Below are 22,277 nucleotides of genomic sequence, written 5' to 3'. Positions count from 1 at the left end.
TTATAAGTGAGGTTAAAGCTTGTTTGACCGTTATGATGCCGGTGAGCAGGCCGTACTGGTACACATCTGGTTCTCCCAAGACAAAGAGATGGAAGATCTCCAGGAGTTTGAAACCCTGGTTTCATCTGCGGGCGTCGATGCGCTGCAAGTCATTACCGGCAGCCGTAAAGCGCCACATCCCAAATATTTTGTCGGTGAAGGAAAGGCAGCTGAAATTGCCGATGCGGTAAAATCGAGTGGAGCATCGGTCGTGTTATTCGATCATGCTTTAAGCCCTGCGCAGGAGCGCAATCTGGAGCGCCTGTGTGAGTGCCGGGTTATTGACCGTACCGGTCTGATCCTGGACATTTTTGCCCAACGCGCCCGTACGCACGAAGGTAAGCTACAGGTAGAGCTGGCGCAGCTACGCCATCTTGCCACGCGCCTTGTGCGCGGCTGGACGCACCTTGAACGCCAGAAAGGCGGTATCGGTCTGCGCGGCCCAGGGGAAACCCAGCTGGAGACGGACCGTCGTTTACTGCGTAACCGAATTAGTCAGATTCTTTCCCGGCTCGAACGCGTTGAAAAGCAGCGCGAGCAGGGACGTCAGGCGCGCGCCAAAGCGGATGTGCCTACTGTGTCGCTGGTCGGCTATACCAACGCCGGCAAATCCACCCTGTTTAACGCCGTGACTTCCGCCAACGTGTATGCTGCGGATCAGCTATTCGCTACCCTCGATCCCACGCTGCGTCGTCTCAACGTCGCCGACGTCGGCGAAGTGGTGCTGGCGGATACCGTTGGTTTTATTCGTCATCTACCACACGATCTGGTAGCGGCATTTAAAGCGACGCTTCAGGAAACGCGTCAGGCGGCGCTATTGCTGCACGTTATTGACGCGGCCGATGTGCGCGTGAATGAGAATATCGAGGCCGTTGACGCAGTGCTGGAAGAGATTGAGGCTGATGAGATCCCCACGCTGCTGGTCATGAATAAGATCGATATGCTGGACGGATTTGTTCCGCGCATCGATCGTAATGAAGAAGATATACCGGTTCGCGTCTGGCTCTCGGCGCAAAGCGGCGAAGGCATTCCGCTGTTATGGCAGGCTCTGTCAGAGCGGTTGTCAGGCGAGATCGCGCAGTTCGAGCTGCGTCTGCCGCCGGATGAAGGCCGACTGCGTAGCCGTTTCTATCAGCTACAGGCCATTGAAGACGAATGGAATGAAGATAACGGCGACGTTGGGCTGCGTGTGCGTCTGCCGATGGTTGACTGGCGACGCCTGTGCAAGCAGGAACCTTCGTTGATCAATTACATAGTTTGACAAGTTGCCCAAACGTCCTTACGCAATAGCGTGTATGGTGTAGCAGGCGGCTGCCGTTTTTCTGGGATGTTTTTTTTTCGCTATCTGCACAAGACAGGCGAAGGCAGCCACGCGGCTATGGCCCCAAACAGCAGGATTTACCCGAAGATTTCAGGCGGCAGTCAGGCGGTAACGGCGTAAAGTTTCAGCAGCTTACTCTGGTAAGCCGCTGGGCGAGCGCAACCAGCACGGCTACGGCCCCGAATAGCCGGATTTACCCAAGGATGTCAGGCGGCAGCAAGGCGGCGACAGCGTAAACGCTCAGGCCCCTCTCGTGGCGGGCGTCTGAGACGATGAGAGCCGTCCAGCGCAGCTATCGCCTGAAAGCCGAAGGGTAAACAGCGCACTAACAATAAATGGAGTAGAACATGGCGTGGAATCAGCCCGGTAATAACGGACAGGACCGCGACCCGTGGGGAAGCAGCAATAATCAAGGCGGCAACTCTGGGGGAAACAAAGGCGGTCGTGAACAGGGACCTCCGGATCTGGATGATATCTTCCGTAAGTTGAGCAAAAAGCTCGGCGGACTGGGCGGTGGCAAACAGGGTGACAACAGTCAGCGCAGCGGCGGCAGCGGTGGCAAACTGGTCGGCATCGTCGCCGTCGCGGCGGTGGTTATCTGGGCCGCCAGTGGGTTCTACACCATTAAAGAAGCGGAGCGCGGCGTTGTGACGCGCTTTGGCAAGTTCAGCCACCTGGTCGAACCGGGTCTGAACTGGAAGCCTACCTTTATCGATCAGGTACGCGCCGTTAACGTTGAAGCGGTGCGCGAACTCGCCGCATCGGGCGTGATGCTGACCTCTGATGAAAACGTAGTGCGCGTTGAAATGAACGTGCAGTATCGCGTGACGGATCCGGAGCGCTACCTGTTCGCCGTCACCAGCGCGGACGACAGTCTGCGTCAGGCGACCGACAGCGCGCTGCGCGGCGTTATTGGCCGCTCTACCATGGATCGTATCCTGACTGAGGGGCGTACCGTGGTGCGTAGCGATACGCAGCGCGAGATCGACGAAACCATTCGCCCTTACAACATGGGCATTACGCTTCTGGACGTCAACTTCCAGGCCGCGCGTCCGCCGGAAGAGGTTAAAGCCGCGTTTGACGACGCCATCGCCGCGCGTGAAAACCGTGAGCAGTATGTTCGCGAAGCCGAAGCCTACGCCAACGAAGTTCAGCCGCGCGCTAACGGTCAGGCGCAGCGTATTCTTGAAGAGGCGCGCGCTTATAAAGAGCGCACCGTACTGGAAGCGCAGGGTGAAGTGGCGCGTTTCGCCAAACTGCTGCCGGAATATAAAGCCGCGCCGGACATCACCAAAGAGCGTCTCTATATCGAAACCATGGAGCGCGTGCTGAGCCATACCCGCAAGGTGCTGGTCAACGACCGTGGCAACAACCTGATGGTCCTGCCGCTCGATCAGCTGATGCGCGGCGCGAGCAGCGCAGCGCAGGGCGGGCAGAAAGGCGCCAGCCTCTCTACGCTACCGGCTTCGCCCGGCAGCAGCGCCAGCCGCAGCGACACGTCAGCCTACAGTCCAGACAGCATCATGGATCAGCGTCGGGCCAATGCTCTGCGCAACGATACCCAGCGCGAAGGGAGAGAGTAATCGATGCGTAAGCCCATAATCGTAGTCATTATTGTTGTACTGGTGGCGCTCTACGCTTCACTGTTTGTCGTACAGGAAGGCGAGCGCGGTATTGTGCTGCGCTTTGGTAAAGTTCTGCGCGATGACGAGAACAAACCGCAGGTGTTTGCTCCCGGTCTGCATATGAAAGTGCCGTTTATCGAAACGGTGAAAACGCTGGATGCGCGTATTCAAACCATGGACAACCAGGCGGATCGCTTCGTCACCAAAGAGAAAAAAGATCTGATCGTCGATTCGTATATCAAATGGCGCATCAGCGATTTCAGCCGCTACTATCTGGCCACCGGCGGCGGGGATGTTTCTCAGGCGGAAGTGCTGCTGAAACGTAAGTTCAGCGACCGTCTGCGTTCGGAAATGGGTCGTCTGGACGTGAAGGACATCGTGACCGATTCTCGCGGGCGTCTGACCACCGACGTACGCGACGCGCTGAACACCGGCAGCGCCGGCAATGACGATGAAGTACAGACGCCTGCGGCGGATGATGCTATCGCCAGCGCGGCGGCGCGCGTTGAACGTGAAACCAACAGCAAAGAGCCGGCTATCAACCCGAACAGCATGGCGGCGCTGGGTATTCAGGTTGTCGACGTGCGTATCAAGCAGATCAACCTGCCAACCGAGGTGTCGGATGCGATCTACAACCGTATGCGCGCCGAGCGTGAAGCGGTAGCGCGTAGCCAGCGCTCTCAGGGTCAGGAAGAGGCGGAAAAACTGCGCGCTCAGGCGGACTATCAGGTCACCCGTACTCTGGCGGAAGCCCAGCGCACCGCGCTGATTACGCGCGGCGACGGCGATGCGGAGGCCGCGAAACTTTTCGCCGACGCCTTTAGTCAGGATCCGGATTTCTACGCCTTTATCCGCAGCCTGCGCGCCTATGAGAACAGCTTCGGCGATAACCAGGACGTTATGGTGCTCAGCCCGGACAGCGATTTCTTCCGATATATGAAAGCGCCCTCTAACGCGACGCGATAAGAACTGCTATAACCTACAGGCCGACAATCATGTCGGCTTTTTTTTGGGATAGTCAATGAACACAACCATATGGATGGCGCTGGCGCTGGTGTTAGTGCTGGAAGGCCTGGGGCCGATGTTTCTGCCGCGCATGTGGCGCCGCATGATTCTGGGCATGGCGCAGCTGCCGGATCGTCTGTTACATCGCTTTGGCGGCGGGTTAGTGGTGGCGGGCGTCGTCATCTATTGCATGCTTAGCGCGCACAGCGGCGGCTAAATTGTGCTTCTCGCTCCCGCTTTCCCCAGGATGTTGTAGTGAGCAAAAGTCAGGCAAAAAATGCGCGCAAACGTATGCTAAAAGTGCTGAAAGCCGCAAGATCAGATGGTAGAATCCATTTTTAAGCAATCGGTGATTTTGAAAATGGGTAAGAACGTCGTCGTACTGGGCACCCAATGGGGTGACGAAGGCAAAGGTAAAATTGTTGATCTCCTGACTGAACGCGCAAAATATGTTGTGCGCTATCAGGGCGGCCACAATGCAGGCCATACGCTTGTCATCAACGGTGAAAAAACCGTCCTCCATCTCATTCCCTCTGGCATTCTGCGTGATAACGTTACCAGTATTATTGGTAACGGCGTAGTGCTGTCGCCTGAAGCTCTGATGAAAGAGATGAAAGGTCTGGAAGAGCGTGGCGTACCGGTACGCGAACGTCTACTGATTTCAGAAGCTTGTCCGCTGATCCTGCAATACCACGTGGCAATGGACCTGGCGCGCGAAAAAGCGCGTGGCGCCAAAGCCATTGGCACCACCGGCCGCGGCATTGGCCCGGCTTATGAAGATAAAGTGGCGCGCCGTGGTCTGCGCGTTGGCGATCTCTTCAACAAAGAGACCTTTGCCGTTAAGCTGAAAGAGATTGTCGATTACTACAATTTCCAGCTCGTTAACTACTACAAAGAAGATGCGGTTGACTACGACAAGGTGCTGAACGACGTGCTGGCGATTGCCGACGTGTTGACCAGCATGGTCGTGGACGTTTCCGATCTGCTGGATACCGCGCAGAAACGCGGCGACCTGATCATGTTCGAAGGCGCGCAGGGCACGCTGCTGGACATCGATCACGGCACCTATCCCTATGTGACCTCGTCTAACACCACCGCCGGCGGCGTCGCCACCGGTTCAGGCATTGGTCCGCGCTGCGTCGATTACGTGCTGGGCATTGTAAAAGCCTACTCAACGCGTGTGGGCGCGGGTCCGTTCCCGACCGAGCTGTTTGACGACGTCGGCGAGTTCCTGTGTGCGAAAGGCAATGAGTTTGGCGCTACCACCGGTCGTCGCCGCCGTACCGGCTGGCTGGATGCGGTCGCCGTGCGTCGCGCAGTACAGATTAACTCGCTGTCTGGCTTCTGCATGACCAAGCTTGACGTGCTGGACGGCCTGAAAGAAGTGAAAATCTGCGTGGGCTATCGCCTGCCGGACGGTCGCGAAGTGACCACAACGCCGCTGGCGGCGGAAAACTGGGAAGGCATCGAGCCGATTTATGAAACGCTGCCGGGCTGGAGCGAAACCACCTTTGGCGTGAAGACGCTGGAAGGTCTGCCACAGGCTGCACGCGACTACATCAAGCGCGTGGAAGAGGTTACGGGCGTACCTGTCGATATTATCTCGACTGGTCCTGACCGTAGCGAAACCATGATTCTGCGCGATCCGTTCGACGCATAATCCTGCACAGGCCGGCGCTGTCCGGCCTCTTTTTCTGCTTTTTTCCCCCTTCGCGCACGCACATCACCGTTCGGCTGAAAAAAACACACTCTGGTTTCGGCACTGGTTTATCATCTACAGTAATCGCGAGCCGGTTGACGAATACCATCAACCCCAACGCAAACGACGTAAGCAAAACGCCACGAGTGATTTCCTGAGGTAATTGTGCAGCTGACAAGTTTTACTGATTATGGTCTGCGGGCTTTAATTTATATGGCCAGTTTGCCGGCAGGCAAAATGACCAACATCACTGAAGTCACCGCGACTTACGGCGTGTCGCGTAACCATATGGTAAAAATCATCAATCAACTCAGCCGTGCGGGATTTGTGGCGGCGACGCGCGGCAAAAACGGCGGCATCCGTCTTGGCATGGATCCGCGTAATATCGTCATCGGCGATGTGGTGCGCAAAATGGAGCCGCTACAGTTAGTGGACTGCGCGACCTGCGCCATTACGCCAGCCTGTCGCTTAAGAAAAGCGCTGAACGATGCGGTAGAGCTGTTCCTGCGCGAGCTGGACAGCTACACGCTGGCAGACTTAGTCGAGGGAAATGAACCCTTATACCAAATTTTATTGTCCGAACCGCCGGTGGCAATGAATATGAAATGACATCGGAGGAACCGCTATGTCAAAAGATCCTTTTCAGGAAAGAGAAGCTGAAAAATATGAAAACCCCATTCCAAGCCGGGAATTTATTCTGGCGCATCTGGAAAAGCGGGAAAAACCTGCCAGCCGCGACGAGCTGGCGCAGGAACTGAATTTAACGGACGAAGAGCATCTTGAAGCGCTGCGTCGCCGTCTGCGCGCCATGGAGCGCGATGGTCAGCTGGTGTTCACGCGCCGCCAGTGTTACGCGCTGCCGGAGCGTCTCGATCTGCTGCGCGGTAAGGTGATTGGCCACCGCGACGGCTATGGCTTTCTGCGCGTCGAAGGTCAGAAAGACGATCTCTATCTCTCCGCCGAGCAGATGAAAATGTGCATGCACGGCGACGTTATTCTGGCGCAGCCGCTAGGCGCCGACCGCAAAGGCCGTCGTGAAGCGCGCGTCGTGCGCGTGCTGGAGCCGCGCAACAATCAAATCGTGGGCCGTTACTTTACCGATGCGGGCGCGGGCTTTGTGGTGCCGGACGACAGCCGACTGAGCTTCGACATTCTGATTCCGCCGGAAGAGACCTTACAGGCGCGCATGGGGTCTGTGGTGGTGGTCGAGCTGGTACAGCGCCCGACGCGCCGCACCAAAGCCATCGGCAAAGTTTCAGAAATCCTCGGCGATAACATGGGCACCGGCCTGGCGGTCGATATGGCGCTGCGCACCCATGAAATCCCGCACAGCTGGCCGCCGGAAGTGGAAAAACAGGTCAGCAAGCTAAGCGAAGACGTACCGGAAGAGGCCAAAAAAGGGCGCGTCGATCTGCGTAAGCTGCCGCTGGTCACTATCGACGGCGAAGACGCGCGCGACTTCGACGATGCGGTCTACTGTGAGAAAAAGCGCGGCGGCGGCTGGCGTCTGTGGGTGGCTATTGCCGACGTAAGCTACTACGTGCGTCCCGGCACGCCGCTGGATGATGAAGCGTTGCAGCGCGGCACCTCGGTCTATTTCCCTTCGCAGGTGGTGCCGATGCTGCCGGAAGTGCTCTCTAATGGTCTCTGCTCGCTGAATCCGCAGGTCGATCGCCTCTGTATGGTGTGCGAAATGACCATCTCGGCCACGGGCAAGCTGACCGGCTACAAGCACTACGAAGCGGTGATGAATTCACACGCGCGTCTGACCTACACCAAAGTGTGGAACATCCTGCAAGGCAATCCAGAGCTGCGTGAACAGTACGCGCCGCTGCTGAAGCCGCTGGAAGAGCTGCACAGCATGTATAAAGTGCTGGAGCAGGCCCGCGAGGCGCGCGGCGGCATTTCGTTCGAGACCGAAGAAGCGAAGTTTATTTTCAACGCTGAACGTCGTATCGAACGCGTCGAGCGAACCGTGCGCAACGACGCGCACAAGCTGATCGAAGAGTGCATGATCCTCGCCAATATCGCCTCGGCGCGCTTTGTGGAGAAGCATCAGGAACCGGCGCTGTTCCGCGATCACGATCGTCCCAGCGACGACAGCATCACCAGCTTCCGCACCGTGCTTAACGAGCTGGGCCTGTCGCTGCCCGGCGGCACGAAGCCGGAGCCGATCGACTACGCCGAGCTGCTGACGCAGATCGCCGATCGTCCCGATGCCGAGATGCTGCAAACCATGCTGCTGCGCTCGATGAAGCAGGCGGTTTACGATCCGGAAAACCGCGGTCACTTCGGCCTGGCGCTACAGTCCTATGCGCACTTTACCTCGCCGATCCGCCGCTATCCCGATCTGTTGCTGCACCGCGCGATCAAATATCTGCTGGCGCAGGACAGCGGCGAAGTGAAGGGCAATACCACGCCGACCGGCGGCTACCACTACGATCTGCCGCAGATGTTGCAGCTGGGTCAGCACTGCTCGATGACCGAGCGCCGCGCGGATGAAGCCACGCGCGACGTCGCCGACTGGCTGAAGTGCGACTTTATGCAGGATCAGGTCGGCAATACCTTTAGCGGCGTCATCTCCAGCGTCACCGGTTTTGGTTTCTTTGTGCGCCTGAACGATCTGTTTATCGACGGACTGGTTCACGTCTCCACGCTGGACAACGACTACTACCGTTTCGATCCGGTCGGGCAGCGCCTGATTGGCGAATCGGGCGGACGCACCTATCGGCTGGGCGATGCGGTCGAAGTGCGCGTCGATGCGGTGCATCTGGACGAGCGTAAGATCGACTTCGCGCTGATCTCCAGCCAGCGTCAGGTGCGCGGCGAAGGTAAAACGGCGCGCGATAAAGCGAAACGCGAAGGTAAAGCGCCGCCGAAGCGTCGTCGTCAGATGGGTAAAAAAGGCAACTTCGAACCGAACGAGGCCTTCCGCGACGACAGGTCGAAACCCGCCAAAGCGAAGAAAGAGAAAAAAAGCAAAAACCCGTCGGAAAAAACCCGTAAAATCGCCGCCGCCACAAAGGCGAAACGCGCCGCGAAAAAGCAGGCTAATTCCGCCTGATGCATTAACGAACGCTTTCTGCCGCGCAGAAAGCGTTCGCTGAAGTCCATTCAATTCCTAACTGAGCAGATCGATGAGCGAAATTATTTTTGGTATCCATGCCGTGCAGGCGTTGCTGGAGCGCGATCCCCAGCGCTTTCAGGAAGTCTTTATCCTCAAAGGCCGCGACGATCGTCGCCTCCAGCCGCTGGTGGCGGCGCTGGAAGCTCAGGGCATCGTTATCCAGCTGGCGAACCGTCAGTGGCTCGACGGCCAGGTGGAAGGCGGCGTGCATCAGGGGATTGTGGCGCGCATCAGGCCGGGCCGTCAGTATCAGGAAGGCGACCTGCCGGATCTGCTGCAAAGCCTGGAGAAGCCGCTGCTGCTGGTGCTGGATGGCGTTACCGATCCGCATAACCTTGGCGCCTGCCTGCGCAGCGCCGACGCCGCAGGCGTACATGCGGTGATCGTGCCGAAAGACCGCTCTGCCTCGCTTAACGCTACGGCGAAAAAAGTCGCCAGCGGCGCGGCGGAGAACGTGCCGCTGATCCGCGTCACCAACCTGGCGCGCACGCTGCGTCTGTTGCAGGAGTACAACATCTGGGTGGTGGGAACCGCAGGCGAAGCCGACCATACGCTCTATCAGAGCAAAATGACCGGGCCGATGGCGCTGGTAATGGGCGCGGAAGGCGAAGGTATGCGCCGCCTGACGCGTGAGCACTGCGACGAGCTGATCAGTATTCCTATGGCGGGCAGCGTCTCTTCGCTCAACGTCTCCGTCGCCACTGGCGTCTGCCTGTTTGAAGCGGTGCGCCAGCGCGGCGCGTGATCGCCGCCGCAAAATGTTCTCCGTGCCAGGCATAACTGCGCGTCGCTCTCCCATACTTAGCGGGACACGCATCGCGAGGAGTGGTTATGACCTGGACAACCCACACCGTTTTTAATCAGCCGCAGCCCCTCAGCAACAGCAATCTCTTTCTTTCCGACACCCCACTGTGCGAAGCGCTGGCGCGCGAAGGCGCGGAGTGGGATCGCGAGTGGCTGGCGTCCGTCGGCGCGCAGCTCGGCGGCGCGGAGTCGCTGGAGCTGGGGCGACTGGCCAACGCCGCGCCGCCGGAGCTGCTGCGCTACGACGCGCGCGGAGTACGCATCGACGAGGTGCGTTTTCATCCCGCCTGGCACCTGCTGATGCAGGGCGTCTGCGCCAGCCGCCTGCATAACCTGAGCTGGCAGCCTGACGTGCGCGATCGCGCTGTGGTGGCGCGCGCCGCGCGCTTTATTCTTCATGCGCAGGTAGAGGCCGGAACGCTCTGTCCGGTCACCATGACGCACGCCGCGATCCCGCTGTTGCAGCGCTGGCTGCCCGACGACTTTAGCGGCTGGCGCGAGCCGCTGCTCAGCGATCGCTATGACACCCATGCGCTGCCGGGCGATCAAAAGCGCGGTTTGCTGATCGGCATGGGCATGACGGAAAAGCAGGGCGGCAGCGATGTCACCATTAACACCACGCGCGCCGAGCCGCTGGCGCAGCGCGCGCCTGGATCGATGTGGCGCATCACCGGCCATAAATGGTTCTTTTCCGTGCCGCAAAGCGATGCGCATCTGATCCTTGCGCAGACCGACAAAGGGCTGAGCTGCTTTTTCGTGCCGCGCCTGCTGCCTGACGGCACGCGTAACGCCATTCGCCTTGAGCGGCTCAAGGACAAGCTGGGCAACCGGTCCAACGCCAGCAGCGAAGCGGAGTTTCAGGACGCCACCGGCTGGCTGCTGGGAGAAGAGGGCGACGGGATACGGCTGATACTCAAAATGGGCGGCATGACCCGCTTCGACTGCGCGCTCGGCAGTCACGGTCAGATGCGCCGCGCTTTTTCTGTCGCGCTCTACCATGCGCATCAGCGCCAGGTGATGGGCAAAAACCTGCTGGATCAGCCGCTGATGCGTCAGGTGCTGGCGGCGCAGGCATTGCAGCTTGAGGGGCAAACGGCGCTGCTGATGCGGCTGGCGCGCGCCTGGTCACAGCCGGCGCAGCCGCAGGAGGCGATCTTTGCCCGGCTGTTTACCCCAGCGGCAAAATACGCCATCTGCAAGGCGGGGATGCCGTTTGTCGCCGAGGCAATGGAGGTGTTAGGCGGCATTGGCTACTGCGAAGAGAGCGAACTGCCGCGCCTCTATCGCGATATGCCGGTCAACAGCATCTGGGAAGGGTCGGGCAATGTGATGTGTCTCGACGTGCTGCGCGTGCTGAGCAAGCAGGCCGGCCTGGCGGAGATGCTGAATCAGGAGTTTGAGGCGGTAAAAGGAAGCAATCGCCTTTTTGATGCGGCCTGGCGGCAGCTAAAGCTGCGCCTGAACCGCGTGCAGGAGAGCCAGGCGCGGGACATCGCCCAGCGACTGTTTTTGCTGGCGACAGGCGCGCAGCTGCTGAAATATGCCGAGCCGCCGCTGGCGGATGCGTGGTGCCGACAGTGGCTCGACAGCCGCGGCGTCCGGCCGCTGGAAAAGCAAATCGCCGAGCGGTTACTGATGCGCGCCAGCGGCGGGTGAGGCGCCATACAGAATGGCCGTGGCGTACCAGTATCCCGGCGTGACCGTTTCGTCCAGCATAATCACCTGGTAATACACCGCGCCGCGCTGATTCGCCTCTGCCGCCAGCTCACGCTGCGCGTCATCCGGCGAACCTCGCACCTGCGTGCTGATGCTGCCGAGCCGCGGCAGACCCACGCTCTGGGCGCGATTAATCTCTTGCGCCTGGCTGGTGGGCGCAGGCGGCGGTTGCGGCGTGGTTTGTAACGCTGAGCAGCCGCTGAGCAGCAGCGCTGCCGTCAGCAAGTAAGCGTAACGCATAAGGTTTCCTCCAGAAGGACGGTGAAATAAGTGTATGCCACCGTCCCAAAAGAGCGTCAGGATTTGAGATGGAAGACGCTGACTAATTGCGTCAGATGATGGCCTTTGTGACTCAGGTTCTGTGCCGAGGCGTCCGCCTGCGCCATCAGCTCGCTGTTCTCATGGGTCGCCTGGCTGATCTGATTCATAGCCAGATTGACCTGCCCAATGCCTGCCGCCTGCTGCTGCGCCGCAACGTTAATCTCGCCCATCAGCGTCTGCACCTGCTCAATGTGCGACACGATACGGGTCATGGCATCGTGGGTCTGCTGCGACAGCTGATGGCCCTCTGAGACATTACGAATCGAGGTGGCGATCAGGCCATCGATCTCTTTCGCCGCCTGCGCGCTGCGCTGCGCCAGCGCGCGGACTTCCGCCGCGACCACTGCAAAACCACGTCCGTGCTCTCCGGCGCGCGCCGCCTCTACCGCCGCGTTAAGCGCCAGGATATTGGTCTGGAAAGCGATGGATTCGATAACGTGCGTGATGTCGGCAATGCTCTGCGAGGAGATCTGAATCGCCGACATGGTGCTGACTGAACGGCTCACCGTATCGTTGCCGTGGTTCACCAGACCGCTGGCTTCCGCCACCAGCGTCATGGCCTGACGCAGATTATCGGCCGTGTGCTCGACCGTCGCGCCAAACTGCTCCATGCTTGCGGAGGTCTCTTCACGCTGCTCGCCTGACGGCCAATCTGTTCGCTGATATTCAGACTGCTGGCGGCGATGGTGTCGGTGCCGTCGCTGATCTCCTGCGCGGCGACGCGCACCTGGCCGACAATCTTCTCCAGCCCGTCGCCGATGCCGTTAATCGCGTTAATCAGCTGGCCTACCTCGTCGTGACGCGCCGTGTCGAGATGCACGCGCAGGTTGCCTGCGGCGTACTGCTCGGCCAGATGGATCACCTGCTGCAACGGTCGGGTAATGGCGCGGCGGCTATAGAGCATAAAGCCCAGCGCAAAGAGCAGCACCAGCGCCAGCCCCGTGGCGATAAACAGGTTGCGGCTATGAGTAATGGGCGCGAGCAGACTGTCGCGGCTGACTTCACCCACCACAATCCAGTTCCAGCCGGGCAGCTGCTGCCACGCCAGCATCTTGCTCTCGCCGTCCAGTTCGGTTTCCTGAATGCCCTGCGGCTGGCTCAGCATCGCCTGCTGCACCTCTGACGCCCAGCCCGGCAGCTTGCCTTCATTCTGGCGATCGAACAGATACTGACCCTGGGTCGCGCCCGGCGCGCCGTTCAGCACAGAAAAATGTCCGCTGTCGCCCAGCTTGCGCGCCAGCACCTTGTCGCGCATTAGCGCGTACTGCTTGTCGATCTGTACCCCGACAAACAGGATGCCAATCACCGCACCGCTGCTGTCTTTGACCGGCTGATACTGCGTGATATAACGATGGCCGAACAGCGTCGCCAGACCGCGATAGATGTCGCCGCGGTTAACGCTTTTCCACGCCGCGCTGTTGCGGTCGAGGCGCGTGCCAATCGCGCGGCTGCCATCTTCTTTTTTCAGCGAGGTGGAGATACGGTAATAGTCATCGCCGTCGCGCACGAAAACAGTGGAAACGGCGGTAGTGCGCTGAAAAAAGTCACCCACGGCGACTTCATCAAGGTTCAGCGTTTTGAGTCCGGCGCGCAGCGTTGGCGTCGAGAACTCGCCGACCTGAATACGCGCGCTGTCGTCGCGGCTAAAGCGCTGCGGCAGAAAACTGATGAACAGCTGGGTGTAGTTGTTGACCTCTTCGGTCAGCGTGGCGTTAAACATGGCCGCCATTTCGCTGATGCCTTGCACCTGGTTGTGCATATCATCCGTCGCCAGGCTTTCCAGTTGACGGGCTGCATTGTGGCTTTGGGTCAGTGTCAGGACGAAAAGCAGCAGCGCGACGCTGAAAGACGTCAGTACAGACAGCTTAACGCCAAGGCTCATAGTGCTGAGAGAGAGACGCTTCATAAAATACCTTTGAATCGGGTTTACTGGAGATACGATTAACGGCATCGGCAGCAAAAGGTTTACTCCCAAAAATGGCAGGTAAATATGTGAACCCGCTCGCAGATTTACGCGGCGACACCGATACTGAGCAGTCTCGACTCACTGATGTGGAGCAGGCATGATTGAACTAAATACGGAAAAAGTGGCAGGCATTGAGGTGCTGCACGCGGCGCCTGCGGGGCAGCGCCACGCGCCTCTGCCGACGGTTGTGCTGTATCACGGCTTTACTTCATCGAAAGAGGTTTACGCTTATCTGGCCGTCGCGCTGGCGCAGGCGGGATTCCGGGCGGTGATGCCGGACGCCGATCTGCATGGCGCGCGCGATAACGGCGACAGCGCGCTGCGGCTTACTCGCTTCTGGCAAATACTCCAGCGCAATATCGACGAGCTGCCGTCGCTGGAGAAAGCGCTGCGCGCCGCCCGCCTGATTGACGGCGATCGCTTTGCGGTAGCCGGCGCGTCGCTGGGAGGCATGACCGCGCTGGGCGCGATGGCGCGCTATCCGCACCTCGCCTGCGCCGCCTGTCTGATGGGGTCAGGCTATTTTATGTCGCTCAGCGCCTCGCTGTTTCCGCCGCTGGCGGCGCGTTCGCCGGAGGAAAAGGCCCGCTTCAGCGAGCTGATGGCTCCGCTGGCGTCTTACGATCCCAGCGAAAAGCTGGCGCAGCTGGCGAACCGGCCGCTGCTGCTGTGGCATGGCGAAGCCGACGAGGTGGTGCCTTTCGCTGAATCGGCGCGGCTGGCGGCGGCGCTACAGGCCAGCGGACAGGCAGAGAAAATGAGGTTTTACGCAGAACCCGGCATTGGCCATAAAATCACGCCGTTCGCGCTGCGCGCGCTGGTGGACTTTTTTAAACAGCATCTGTAATCAGACGAGAGCGGACTGGCGGCGCGCCGTCAGCCCGTTGCCTTGATGAGAACATCACTGATTTGACCATCGCTCTGCCGTGCCGCCGGGGCTGACAGGCGTATTGTCCGGCGCATCCAGTCGATTGACATAGACATAGCCTGAAGCCGCTTTGCTGCTGTTACTTCTCATCTGCTGCGCACAGTCAGTCTGGCTGGCAAGGGCGGGTGAAGACAGGAAGAGACCCAGTAAAGTGGCGATGACGAACGTTTTCATGCCCGACTCCTCACTGATGGGAACACACTCTCTGACGCGCTGACACTATCTCGCGCGTCATGGTTAAGTTTAGTGCGCGCCGTCACCGATGCCAGACGGCAACGCTGAACGCCTTTATCAGAAAAATTGATGCCTCTCCGCGCAACTTATTGAATAGCAAGCCTTAGCACAAAAAGGCTGTTAAATTGCGCTTTAATCAAATGTGCGCTTGAGTTTAGCGCGCCACGTCAGTATGATTACGCGTCAATTTTTCAGCTGCATTCAGGGGCGCGTTACATTCAGCGAATGTTTCACGACCTATAACGTTCCTTGCTTCCGTGGGCCGCAGCTGACCCTGACAGGAGGCTGAATAATCCGTAAGGAGCAATTTCGATGCGTCATTACGAAATCGTATTTATGGTCCATCCTGACCAGAGCGAACAGGTTCCGGGCATGATCGAGCGTTACACCGGTGCTATCACTGGTGCAGAAGGCAAGATCCACCGTCTGGAAGACTGGGGCCGCCGTCAGCTGGCTTACCCGATCAACAAACTGCACAAAGCTCACTACGTTCTGCTGAACGTAGAAGCGCCGCAGGAAGTGATCGACGAGCTGGAAACGAACTTCCGCTTCAACGACGCCGTTATCCGCAGCATGGTTATGCGCGTTAAGCACGCGGTAACCGAAGCATCTCCGATGGTTAAAGCGAAAGACGAGCGTCGTGAGCGCCGCGAAGACTTCGCTAACGAAACCTCTGACGAGTCAGATGCTGGGGATTCTGAAGAGTAATCATTCATGACGGCCAATCGACTGCGCCTGTCTGGCACCGTGTGCAAGACGCCGGTTCGAAAAATCAGCCCGTCAGGAATACCTCACTGTCAGTTCGTGCTTGAGCACCGCTCAGTGCAGGAAGAAGCCGGTTTTCACCGGCAAGCCTGGTGCAGAATGCCTGTGATTATCAGCGGCACGCTTCATCAGGAGATTACTCAACATATAACGGTCGGCACGCCGCTTACCCTTGAAGGCTTCATTAGCTGCCATCAGGCGCGAAATGGACAGAGTAAAGTGGTGCTGCATGCCGAGCAGATTGAATTGATAGATTCTGGAGACTAGCCAAATGGCACGTTATTTCCGTCGTCGCAAGTTCTGCCGTTTCACCGCGGAAGGCGTTCAAGAGATCGATTATAAAGATATCGCAACGCTGAAAAACTACATCACTGAAAGCGGCAAGATCGTACCGAGCCGTATCACCGGTACTCGCGCAAAATACCAGCGTCAGCTGGCTCGTGCTATCAAGCGCGCGCGTTACCTGTCTCTGCTGCCGTACACTGATCGTCATCAGTAATCGGCAACTGTCCATTAACGACTTTAAGAGGATAAGGTAATGCAAGTTATTCTGCTTGATAAAGTAGCAAACCTGGGCAGCCTGGGTGATCAGGTCAACGTTAAAGCGGGCTACGCGCGCAACTTCCTGGTACCGCAGGGCAAAGCTGTTCCTGCTACCAAGAAAAACGTTGAATTTTTCGAAGCTCGTCGCGCTGAACTGGAAGCCAAACTGGCTGACGTTCTGGCTGCTGCCAACGCTCGCGCTGAGAAAATCAATGCACTGGGTTCAGTGACCATCGCCTCTAAATCAGGCGACGAAGGTAAACTGTTCGGTTCTATCGGTACTCGCGACATCGCTGACGCAGTAACTGCGGCTGGCGTTGACGTGGCTAAGAGCGAAGTTCGCCTGCCGAACGGCGTTCTGCGCACCACCGGTGAGCACGAAGTTGACTTCCAGGTTCACAGCGAAGTTTTCGCTAAACTGGTTGTGAATGTAGTTGCTGAGTAATTTTACTCGGTAATGCGAAAAAGCCGGCCTTGTGCCGGCTTTTTTGTTTTCTGACGGGCGCGACGCCCGGCTACTGCGCGCGAATAAAGGTGCCGTCCGGCTGGCGGGTAAACAGCACCGGGCCGTTCGCGCCGTCTACGGTTAATCCTGTCACCACGCCTTGCGCGCTTTGACGAATCTTCACCTGCTGACCGCTCTGTAGCGCGCTGAGCGGCTGATCGCTGCCTTCTACGCGCGCCATGGCAAACACATCGCCCACCGGCAGATTATTATCGCGAAACAGCTGCGCCAGCGTCTGGCCCGATGCAATGGTATAGCTGCGCCATGCGCCCTGAGAGTCGGCTTTCGGCGGCTGGGCGTTTTGCTGCGACGCGTTCTGGTCGTAGATCTCCGCCTGCATCGGCACCTCTTTTTCGCCGCTCTGCGTCTGCGAACGCTCTACAGGGTATGGCGGCGTGTTGGTCGGCCATAAGAAGGCCAGCAGCATCACCAGCAGGGCGATAACAATGCCGCGCCGGTGCGCGGGCGGCAGCGGGTTCATCCAGCGAACATCGTCGGTAAGGTGCCAGACTTTGCTGAGCCAGCCGGGCAGGCGGGAAGGCGCATCTGAAGCCATTCGTGAATCCTCCTCAGCGCCAGCGGCGCGCGGCGGTTTAGCGGGCCGCCAGGCGAAGCGTTGGCGCAGTGTGCGCAATAAGGTTTGCGGTGCGCGCGTCCTGCGGCGTCGTGGGGCGATTTGACCCATGTATTTTCTCTTCTTTCAGTACCCTGGCAAAGGTTGCCCTTGTCCACGGTTATAGTATGGGCAATACAGGCACGACCTGCCTGCCAGCCTGTAGAAATATGACCTGCGTATTGTTTCTGTTTCATCAGGAAAAGTCATCTGCGCTGCGTGGGATTTTACGCCAGCGGCTCGCGCTGTTATGCTGCCGGTTCAAATTAGCGAAAGAGACAGGTATCAAGATGACGACCCCTTCATTCGACAGCGTCGAATCACAAGCAAGTTACGGAATCGGTTTACAGGTTGGCCAGCAGTTGCTGGAGTCCGGTCTGCAAGGACTTCAGCCAGAAGCGCTGCTCGCGGGCCTGCGCGACGCGCTGGAAGGGAACTCACCGGCCGTACCGGTTGACGTTGTGCATCGTGCGCTGCGTGAAGTTCATGAACGCGCCGAAGGCGTGCGTCGTGAGCGTGTAGAGGCGATGGCTGCCGAAGGCCAGCAGTTCCTTGCGGAAAATGCGCAGCGTGAAGGCGTCAGCAGCACCGAGTCCGGTCTGCAATTCAGTGTGATTAAACAGGGCGATGGCCCAATCCCGTCACGTCAGGATCGCGTGCGCGTGCACTATACCGGCAAGCTGATTGACGGCACGGTATTCGATAGCTCAGTCGCGCGTGGCGAACCGGCGGAATTTCCGGTGACCGGCGTGATCGCTGGCTGGATCGAAGCGCTGACCCTGATGCCGGTTGGCTCTAAGTGGGAGCTGACCATTCCGCACAATCTCGCCTACGGCGAGCGCGGCGCGGGCGCCTCGATTCCGCCGTTCAGCACCCTGATTTTTGAAGTGGAGCTGCTGGAAATTCTGTAATTTTCCACCGGTTGCTGAATAAGCCAGCCCTGATAAGGCTGGCTTTTTTTATGCCCCTTACTGTTGCAAATCGAGCTTCCACACGGCAAAGCCGATTTCATCGCTGCCCTGCGGCTGCATCGGATACTGCGCATGGCTGCGGATAAACCCGGTGGCTTTATCGCCTGGCGCGGTCTCGAAGCGAATATCGAGCGGCACGCTGCTGTTTATCGGCGCCAGTCGCCAGTTGTTGTCCGCCTGCGGCTGCACTTCGCCGTGCTTCTTCGTCTCCGCGCTGATATAGGCCGCGACGACCGCGCGATTCTCATCGGGCGCGGCAAAGGCAATATACTGCTCGCCGGTGCCGGCGAACTTGCCGCCCCAGGCGCGATAGTTATTGGTCGCCACGAGGAAGGTCGCCTGCGGATCGATCGGTTTGCCTTGCCACGTCAGGTTTTTGATGCGCGAGGCGCTGGCATTAATCAGCTGGCACTCGCTGTCATAGCGGGCGGGCTGGGTTACGTCGATTTGGTAGTTGACGCCGTCGATCACATCGAAGTTATAGGTGCGAAAATCCCAGTTGATCAGCGACTGCGCGCCGCTGCGCTGCGGATCGATCTGATTAAACTGTCCGGCGGAGCACTCCAGCCACTCTTTGACCTGCGCGCCGCTGACTTTCATCACCACCAGCGTATTGGGATAGAGGTAGAGATCGGCCGCGTTGCGGAACGTCAGCTCGCCTTTCTCCACTTCGGTGTAACTGGCGGGATCGTTTTTACGACCGCCCGCTTTAAAGGGGGCGGCGGCGGAGAGCACCGGCAACTGGCCCAGATCGGGATCGCCCTGAATAAAATGCTCAACATAGGCACGCTGCGCGTTATTGACGATCTGCACGGTGGGATCGTCCTGCACCAGCGAGAGATAGCTGTACATCACGTCTGCGGATTTGCCGATCGGCTTCGCCACAAACTCGCGCGTGGCGCGGTGATCGTCCGCCAGCACCTTCACCAGAGCCGGATCTTCCGCCGCCAGCGACTTTTTCTGCGCCGCATCGTAAATTGGACGCGCTTCCGCTTTGCGATCGCTGACCTGCCAGCGGCCATCCTGCTGGTTCAGCACCAGATCGACCACGCCGAGATGATCGCCCCACATGCCTGGCATCACCGCCGCAACGCCGTTCAGCGTGCCTTTTTCAATGTCTGCGCCTTTGATCGCGGCAAAGTCTTTGCCCGGAAATACCGCATGGGCGTGGCCAAAGAGAATCGCGTCAATACCTGCTACCTGGCTGAGGTAGTAAACCGAGTTCTCCGCCATTGCGTGATAAGGTTCGCTGCTGAGACCGGAGTGGGGGATGGCGACAATCAGATCGGCGCCCTGCGCACGCATCTGCGGCACGTAGCGACGCGCGGTTTCGGTAATGTCATCAACGCGGACTTTGCCCTGCAAATTCGCCTTGTCCCACACCGTAATCTGCGGCGGCACAAAGCCGATAAAACCGATCTTCAGCTTCTGAGGGTTGCCGTCGCGATCGATAACCTCGACAGACTGGATCAGGTAAGGTGTAAACATCGGCTTGCCGGTGTGAAGATCGATGATATTGGCGTTGATATAGGGAAAACGCGCCCCTGCCAGCGCCTTGCGCAGATAGGGCAGGCCATAGTTGAACTCGTGGTTGCCCAGATTGCCGACGCTGTAATCCAGCGTATTCAGCGCCTTGTAAACCGGATGAATCTCGCCCTGTTGCAGCCCTTTCGCCGCCATATAATCACCAAGCGGGCTGCCCTGAATAATATCGCCGTTGTCTACCAGAAGACTGTTTTTGACCTCCTGACGCGCGGCATGGATCAGGGACGCGGTGCGCACCAGTCCAAATTTTTCCGTTGGGGTATCTTTGTAGTAATCGAAATCCATCATATTGCTGTGGAGATCGCTGGTTTCCAACAGCCGTAAATCTACGGTGGCGGCGTGCAAGGCGGTTGAAAGACTTAATGCCAGAATAGTTATAGTGGACTTAAACATGCGTGCTCCTGCTGCAAAAAAGTAAGTCTCTCAAAATAATGTAAAAGAATGATGATGTGTCAGAGGATTACGTGATGTGTTTAACACTTTAGACGGCGAAGTGGCTGAAAACGCTGCGGCATAGCGGCAGGTCGCAATCTATGGTATTGATATTGTTAAAATATTGAGGCTTTACCGTTGCAGAGAGCGGGCGGCAGTGCAGTTACTGCTAAAATTTAACCGATGTGGCGCACAGCCAGGCTGTGCCGCCGCCATCGATAAGGAGGTAAAAATGTTAGAGCAAATTTGTCAGCTGGCGCGCGAAGCGGGTAATGCGATCATGCTGATTTATGATAAGGAAGCGCCGTTGGACGTCTCTCGTAAATCCGACGACTCCCCTGTCACCGCTGCGGACATCGCTGCGCACGATATTATCGTGCAGGGATTGAAGCAGCTGACGCCAGAGGTGCCGGTGTTGTCGGAAGAGGACCCGCCTTCCTGGAGCGAGCGCCAGCAGTGGCAGCGCTACTGGCTGGTTGATCCGCTCGACGGCACCAAAGAGTTTATTAAGCGCAACGGGGAATTTACCGTGAATATCGCGCTGATCGACCAGGGCAAACCCATCCTCGGCGTGGTCTATGCGCCTGCGCTCGGCGTGCTCTATTCGGCTGCCGAGGGCAAAGCCTGGAAAGAAGAGGGCGGCCATAAAACGCAGATCCGCGTGCAGGAGGCGCGCCCGCCGCTGGTGGTAATCAGCCGTTCGCACGCGGCGGCCGATGAAGAGTTAAAAGAGTATCTGAAACAGCTCGGCGAGCATCAGACCGTCGCGATCGGGTCATCTCTGAAATTCTGTCTGGTGGCGGAAGGTAAAGCCCAGCTCTATCCTCGCTTCGGACCGACCAATATCTGGGATACCGGCGCGGGACATGCGGTCGCCATTGCGGCTGGCGCGCATGTCCACGACTGGAAAGGGAAAACGCTGGATTATGCGCCGCGCGAATCTTTTCTTAACCCGGGATTCCGCGTGTCGCTGTTCTGATCGATGCGGGAGGCTACGGTCTCCCGTTTTCCTTTACTCTTTCAGTAAGCTTCGCACCAGCCCCGTCACCTGCATGACCTCCTCCTGCGTCAGCGCGCCATCTTTCACAAAGCGCACGCGTCCGTTTTTATCCAGCACCACGATAGCCGACCCGGCCCCGTCCAGCTGCCACGCGCGCTTCACATTGCCTTTGCTGTCGACGATAAACTGCGACCACGGATACTGCTTTTTATTGCTCTCAATACTGCTGCGCACAAACATGCCGGTGCCGGGAATAGCGTCGTCGGTATTAATAATGGTCGTGGTCTGATAACGATCGTGCGGAAACCGGGCGGCCTTGATCGCTTCAATCACGGCGGCATTTTTCTCTTTCGCCGAGGAGCGCCCGGCGATGTGCTGGATCACGCGCACTTTGCCCGCCAGCTGCGCGCTGTTCCACTGCGTATAGCTAAAGTCGTCCTGCTGATAGAGCAGTTCACCCCTGTCGTTTACGCCAACCGCAGGGACGCGCTCCGCTTGTTTCAGGTTGTGGGCGAAAACCGCGCCGGGCAGCAGCGCCAGCGCTAACAGGATACGAGCCAGCCGCATAGTGTCTCTCCAGGTGATCAGACCAGTTGGTCATTTTTCTGCAATAGTAAGCGGGGATGATGCGCCTGTCTTGTTAAGGTTTCAGGATTGCTAAGCATGCCACAATTTATTAACAAGTTTGGCTTTATACTGTGTTGGTAGTACGAGATAACAGACTATTCTGTAATGATGTGTCAATTCAGTAAAAAAGTTCAGTTTTCGGAACATTATCCCCGTTAAGTGTTCTATATTTTACCCACCTTTGCGCTTCATGGGCTCGTACCGAATTTGGCAACGGCGAAGCGTACTTATTGATATGAAGGAGTAAGGCAGTATGAAGATTTTTCAGCGTTATAATCCATTGCAAATAGCGAAATACGTAAAAACGCTGTTCAAAGGACGGATGTATATCAAGGACGTAGGCGCGTTTGAATTCGACAAAGGAAAAGTGTTGATCCCGCGCGTTAAGGACAAACAGCACCTGAGCGTGATGTCCGAAATTAATCGTCAGGTACTGCGCCTTCAGGCGGAGTTCAACTGATAAAAAGGGCGCCGTCGGCGCCCTCTGATTT

General features: G+C 58.1%; 22 protein-coding genes and 1 pseudogene. 17 read left to right on the top strand and 6 right to left on the bottom strand.

The genetic code is table 11. The annotated features are described in order from the left end of the window. Positions 1 to 19: 19 nt before the first annotated feature. From hflX to BBB56_RS18935, 9 genes are all read left to right on the top strand, one after another. Positions 20 to 1,300: a ribosome rescue GTPase HflX gene (gene hflX, locus BBB56_RS18975; protein WP_123802494.1), complete on the top strand. Its 1,281-nt coding sequence runs from the start codon at positions 20 to 22 to the stop codon at positions 1,298 to 1,300. A gap of 407 nt (positions 1,301 to 1,707) precedes the next feature. Next, positions 1,708 to 2,943 carry an FtsH protease activity modulator HflK gene (gene hflK, locus BBB56_RS18970; protein ID WP_123802493.1) on the top strand — a complete coding sequence of 412 codons (1,236 nt, stop codon included), beginning with the start codon at positions 1,708 to 1,710 and terminating at the stop codon, positions 2,941 to 2,943. A gap of 3 nt (positions 2,944 to 2,946) precedes the next feature. After that, positions 2,947 to 3,951, top strand: coding sequence for a protease modulator HflC (hflC, locus tag BBB56_RS18965; protein ID WP_123802492.1), 1,005 nt, complete (start codon positions 2,947 to 2,949; stop codon positions 3,949 to 3,951). A 55-nt stretch (positions 3,952 to 4,006) separates the two neighbouring features. Beyond that, positions 4,007 to 4,207 (top strand): DUF2065 domain-containing protein, encoded by a 201-nt coding sequence (locus tag BBB56_RS18960; protein ID WP_123802491.1) that lies wholly within the window; start codon positions 4,007 to 4,009, stop codon positions 4,205 to 4,207. Positions 4,208 to 4,351: 144 nt separating this feature from the next. Next, positions 4,352 to 5,650, top strand: coding sequence for an adenylosuccinate synthase (locus BBB56_RS18955; protein ID WP_123802537.1), 1,299 nt, complete (start codon positions 4,352 to 4,354; stop codon positions 5,648 to 5,650). Between the two features lie 204 nt (positions 5,651 to 5,854). After that, positions 5,855 to 6,298 carry a nitric oxide-sensing transcriptional repressor NsrR gene (gene nsrR, locus BBB56_RS18950; RefSeq protein WP_123802490.1) on the top strand — a complete coding sequence of 148 codons (444 nt, stop codon included), beginning with the start codon at positions 5,855 to 5,857 and terminating at the stop codon, positions 6,296 to 6,298. 16 nt (positions 6,299 to 6,314) lie between these two features. Further along, complete coding sequence (gene rnr / locus BBB56_RS18945) at positions 6,315 to 8,753, top strand: ribonuclease R (RefSeq protein WP_123802489.1); 2,439 nt, start codon at positions 6,315 to 6,317, stop codon at positions 8,751 to 8,753. A 73-nt stretch (positions 8,754 to 8,826) separates the two neighbouring features. Beyond that, positions 8,827 to 9,561 carry a 23S rRNA (guanosine(2251)-2'-O)-methyltransferase RlmB gene (gene rlmB / locus BBB56_RS18940; protein ID WP_033754857.1) on the top strand — a complete coding sequence of 245 codons (735 nt, stop codon included), beginning with the start codon at positions 8,827 to 8,829 and terminating at the stop codon, positions 9,559 to 9,561. A gap of 86 nt (positions 9,562 to 9,647) precedes the next feature. Beyond that, positions 9,648 to 11,276: an isovaleryl-CoA dehydrogenase gene (locus BBB56_RS18935; protein ID WP_123802488.1), complete on the top strand. Its 1,629-nt coding sequence runs from the start codon at positions 9,648 to 9,650 to the stop codon at positions 11,274 to 11,276. Here the strand turns inward: BBB56_RS18935 and bsmA are convergent. Both bsmA and BBB56_RS18925 read right to left on the bottom strand, forming a co-directional pair. Continuing rightward, positions 11,250 to 11,576: a biofilm peroxide resistance protein BsmA gene (bsmA, locus tag BBB56_RS18930; protein WP_123802487.1), complete on the bottom strand. Its 327-nt coding sequence runs from the start codon at positions 11,574 to 11,576 to the stop codon at positions 11,250 to 11,252. The genes BBB56_RS18935 and bsmA overlap by 27 nt on opposite strands. Positions 11,577 to 11,632: 56 nt before the next feature. Next, a pseudogene (locus tag BBB56_RS18925) lies at positions 11,633 to 13,563 on the bottom strand (methyl-accepting chemotaxis protein). A 157-nt stretch (positions 13,564 to 13,720) separates the two neighbouring features. Between BBB56_RS18925 and yjfP the strand changes: the two are divergent. After that, positions 13,721 to 14,470 carry an esterase gene (yjfP, locus tag BBB56_RS18920; RefSeq protein WP_123802486.1) on the top strand — a complete coding sequence of 250 codons (750 nt, stop codon included), beginning with the start codon at positions 13,721 to 13,723 and terminating at the stop codon, positions 14,468 to 14,470. 54 nt (positions 14,471 to 14,524) lie between these two features. Here the strand turns inward: yjfP and BBB56_RS18915 are convergent, their stop codons facing one another. Then, complete coding sequence (locus BBB56_RS18915) at positions 14,525 to 14,725, bottom strand: hypothetical protein (RefSeq protein ID WP_123802485.1); 201 nt, start codon at positions 14,723 to 14,725, stop codon at positions 14,525 to 14,527. Between the two features lie 372 nt (positions 14,726 to 15,097). On the opposite strand from BBB56_RS18915, the gene rpsF reads away from it, so the two are divergent. Genes rpsF through rplI form a run of 4 tightly spaced genes read left to right on the top strand, consistent with a single transcriptional unit; the run spans position 15,098 to position 16,538 of the window. After that, positions 15,098 to 15,493: a 30S ribosomal protein S6 gene (gene rpsF / locus BBB56_RS18910; RefSeq protein WP_120455011.1), complete on the top strand. Its 396-nt coding sequence runs from the start codon at positions 15,098 to 15,100 to the stop codon at positions 15,491 to 15,493. A gap of 6 nt (positions 15,494 to 15,499) precedes the next feature. Further along, a complete protein-coding gene (gene priB / locus BBB56_RS18905) occupies positions 15,500 to 15,817 on the top strand; it encodes a primosomal replication protein N (RefSeq protein WP_123802484.1) in 318 nt (105 codons plus the stop codon). 4 nt (positions 15,818 to 15,821) lie between these two features. After that, positions 15,822 to 16,049: a 30S ribosomal protein S18 gene (gene rpsR / locus BBB56_RS18900; protein WP_000135199.1), complete on the top strand. Its 228-nt coding sequence runs from the start codon at positions 15,822 to 15,824 to the stop codon at positions 16,047 to 16,049. Positions 16,050 to 16,088: 39 nt separating this feature from the next. Continuing rightward, a complete protein-coding gene (gene rplI, locus BBB56_RS18895; protein ID WP_123802483.1) occupies positions 16,089 to 16,538 on the top strand; it encodes a 50S ribosomal protein L9 in 450 nt (149 codons plus the stop codon). Positions 16,539 to 16,608: 70 nt separating this feature from the next. Here rplI and BBB56_RS18890 read toward each other — a convergent pair whose 3' ends face one another. Beyond that, the gene (locus BBB56_RS18890) at positions 16,609 to 17,283 is read right to left on the bottom strand and encodes an OapA family protein (RefSeq protein WP_158673948.1); all 675 of its coding nucleotides are present in this window, start codon (positions 17,281 to 17,283) and stop codon (positions 16,609 to 16,611) included. Between the two features lie 218 nt (positions 17,284 to 17,501). Between BBB56_RS18890 and bamJ the strand changes: the two genes are divergently transcribed. Then, positions 17,502 to 18,122 (top strand): BamJ family beta-barrel-assembly machinery protein, encoded by a 621-nt coding sequence (gene bamJ, locus BBB56_RS18885; protein WP_123802481.1) that lies wholly within the window; start codon positions 17,502 to 17,504, stop codon positions 18,120 to 18,122. Positions 18,123 to 18,179: 57 nt separating this feature from the next. Here the strand turns inward: bamJ and BBB56_RS18880 are convergent, their stop codons facing one another. Then, the gene (locus tag BBB56_RS18880; RefSeq protein ID WP_123802480.1) at positions 18,180 to 20,120 is read right to left on the bottom strand and encodes a bifunctional 2',3'-cyclic-nucleotide 2'-phosphodiesterase/3'-nucleotidase; all 1,941 of its coding nucleotides are present in this window, start codon (positions 20,118 to 20,120) and stop codon (positions 18,180 to 18,182) included. Positions 20,121 to 20,391: 271 nt separating this feature from the next. Here BBB56_RS18880 and cysQ point away from each other — a divergent pair, with 271 nt between their 5' ends. Continuing rightward, entirely contained in the window at positions 20,392 to 21,138 is a 747-nt protein-coding gene (gene cysQ / locus BBB56_RS18875) for a 3'(2'),5'-bisphosphate nucleotidase CysQ (protein WP_123802479.1), read from the top strand. Positions 21,139 to 21,171: 33 nt separating this feature from the next. On the opposite strand, the gene BBB56_RS18870 is transcribed toward cysQ, so the two are convergent. Then, the gene (locus tag BBB56_RS18870; protein WP_123802478.1) at positions 21,172 to 21,726 is read right to left on the bottom strand and encodes a YtfJ family protein; all 555 of its coding nucleotides are present in this window, start codon (positions 21,724 to 21,726) and stop codon (positions 21,172 to 21,174) included. Positions 21,727 to 22,039: 313 nt separating this feature from the next. On the opposite strand from BBB56_RS18870, the gene BBB56_RS18865 reads away from it, so the two are divergent. Next, the gene (locus tag BBB56_RS18865) at positions 22,040 to 22,246 is read left to right on the top strand and encodes a DUF1107 domain-containing protein (RefSeq protein WP_123802477.1); all 207 of its coding nucleotides are present in this window, start codon (positions 22,040 to 22,042) and stop codon (positions 22,244 to 22,246) included. The last annotated feature ends 31 nt before the right edge of the window (positions 22,247 to 22,277 follow it).

The organism is Candidatus Pantoea deserta, from assembly GCF_003813865.1.
GTDB lineage: Bacteria > Pseudomonadota > Gammaproteobacteria > Enterobacterales > Enterobacteriaceae > Pantoea > Pantoea deserta.
The sequence above is the reverse complement of the archived record's forward strand: the minus strand, read 5'-3'. Positions and strand labels throughout refer to the sequence as shown.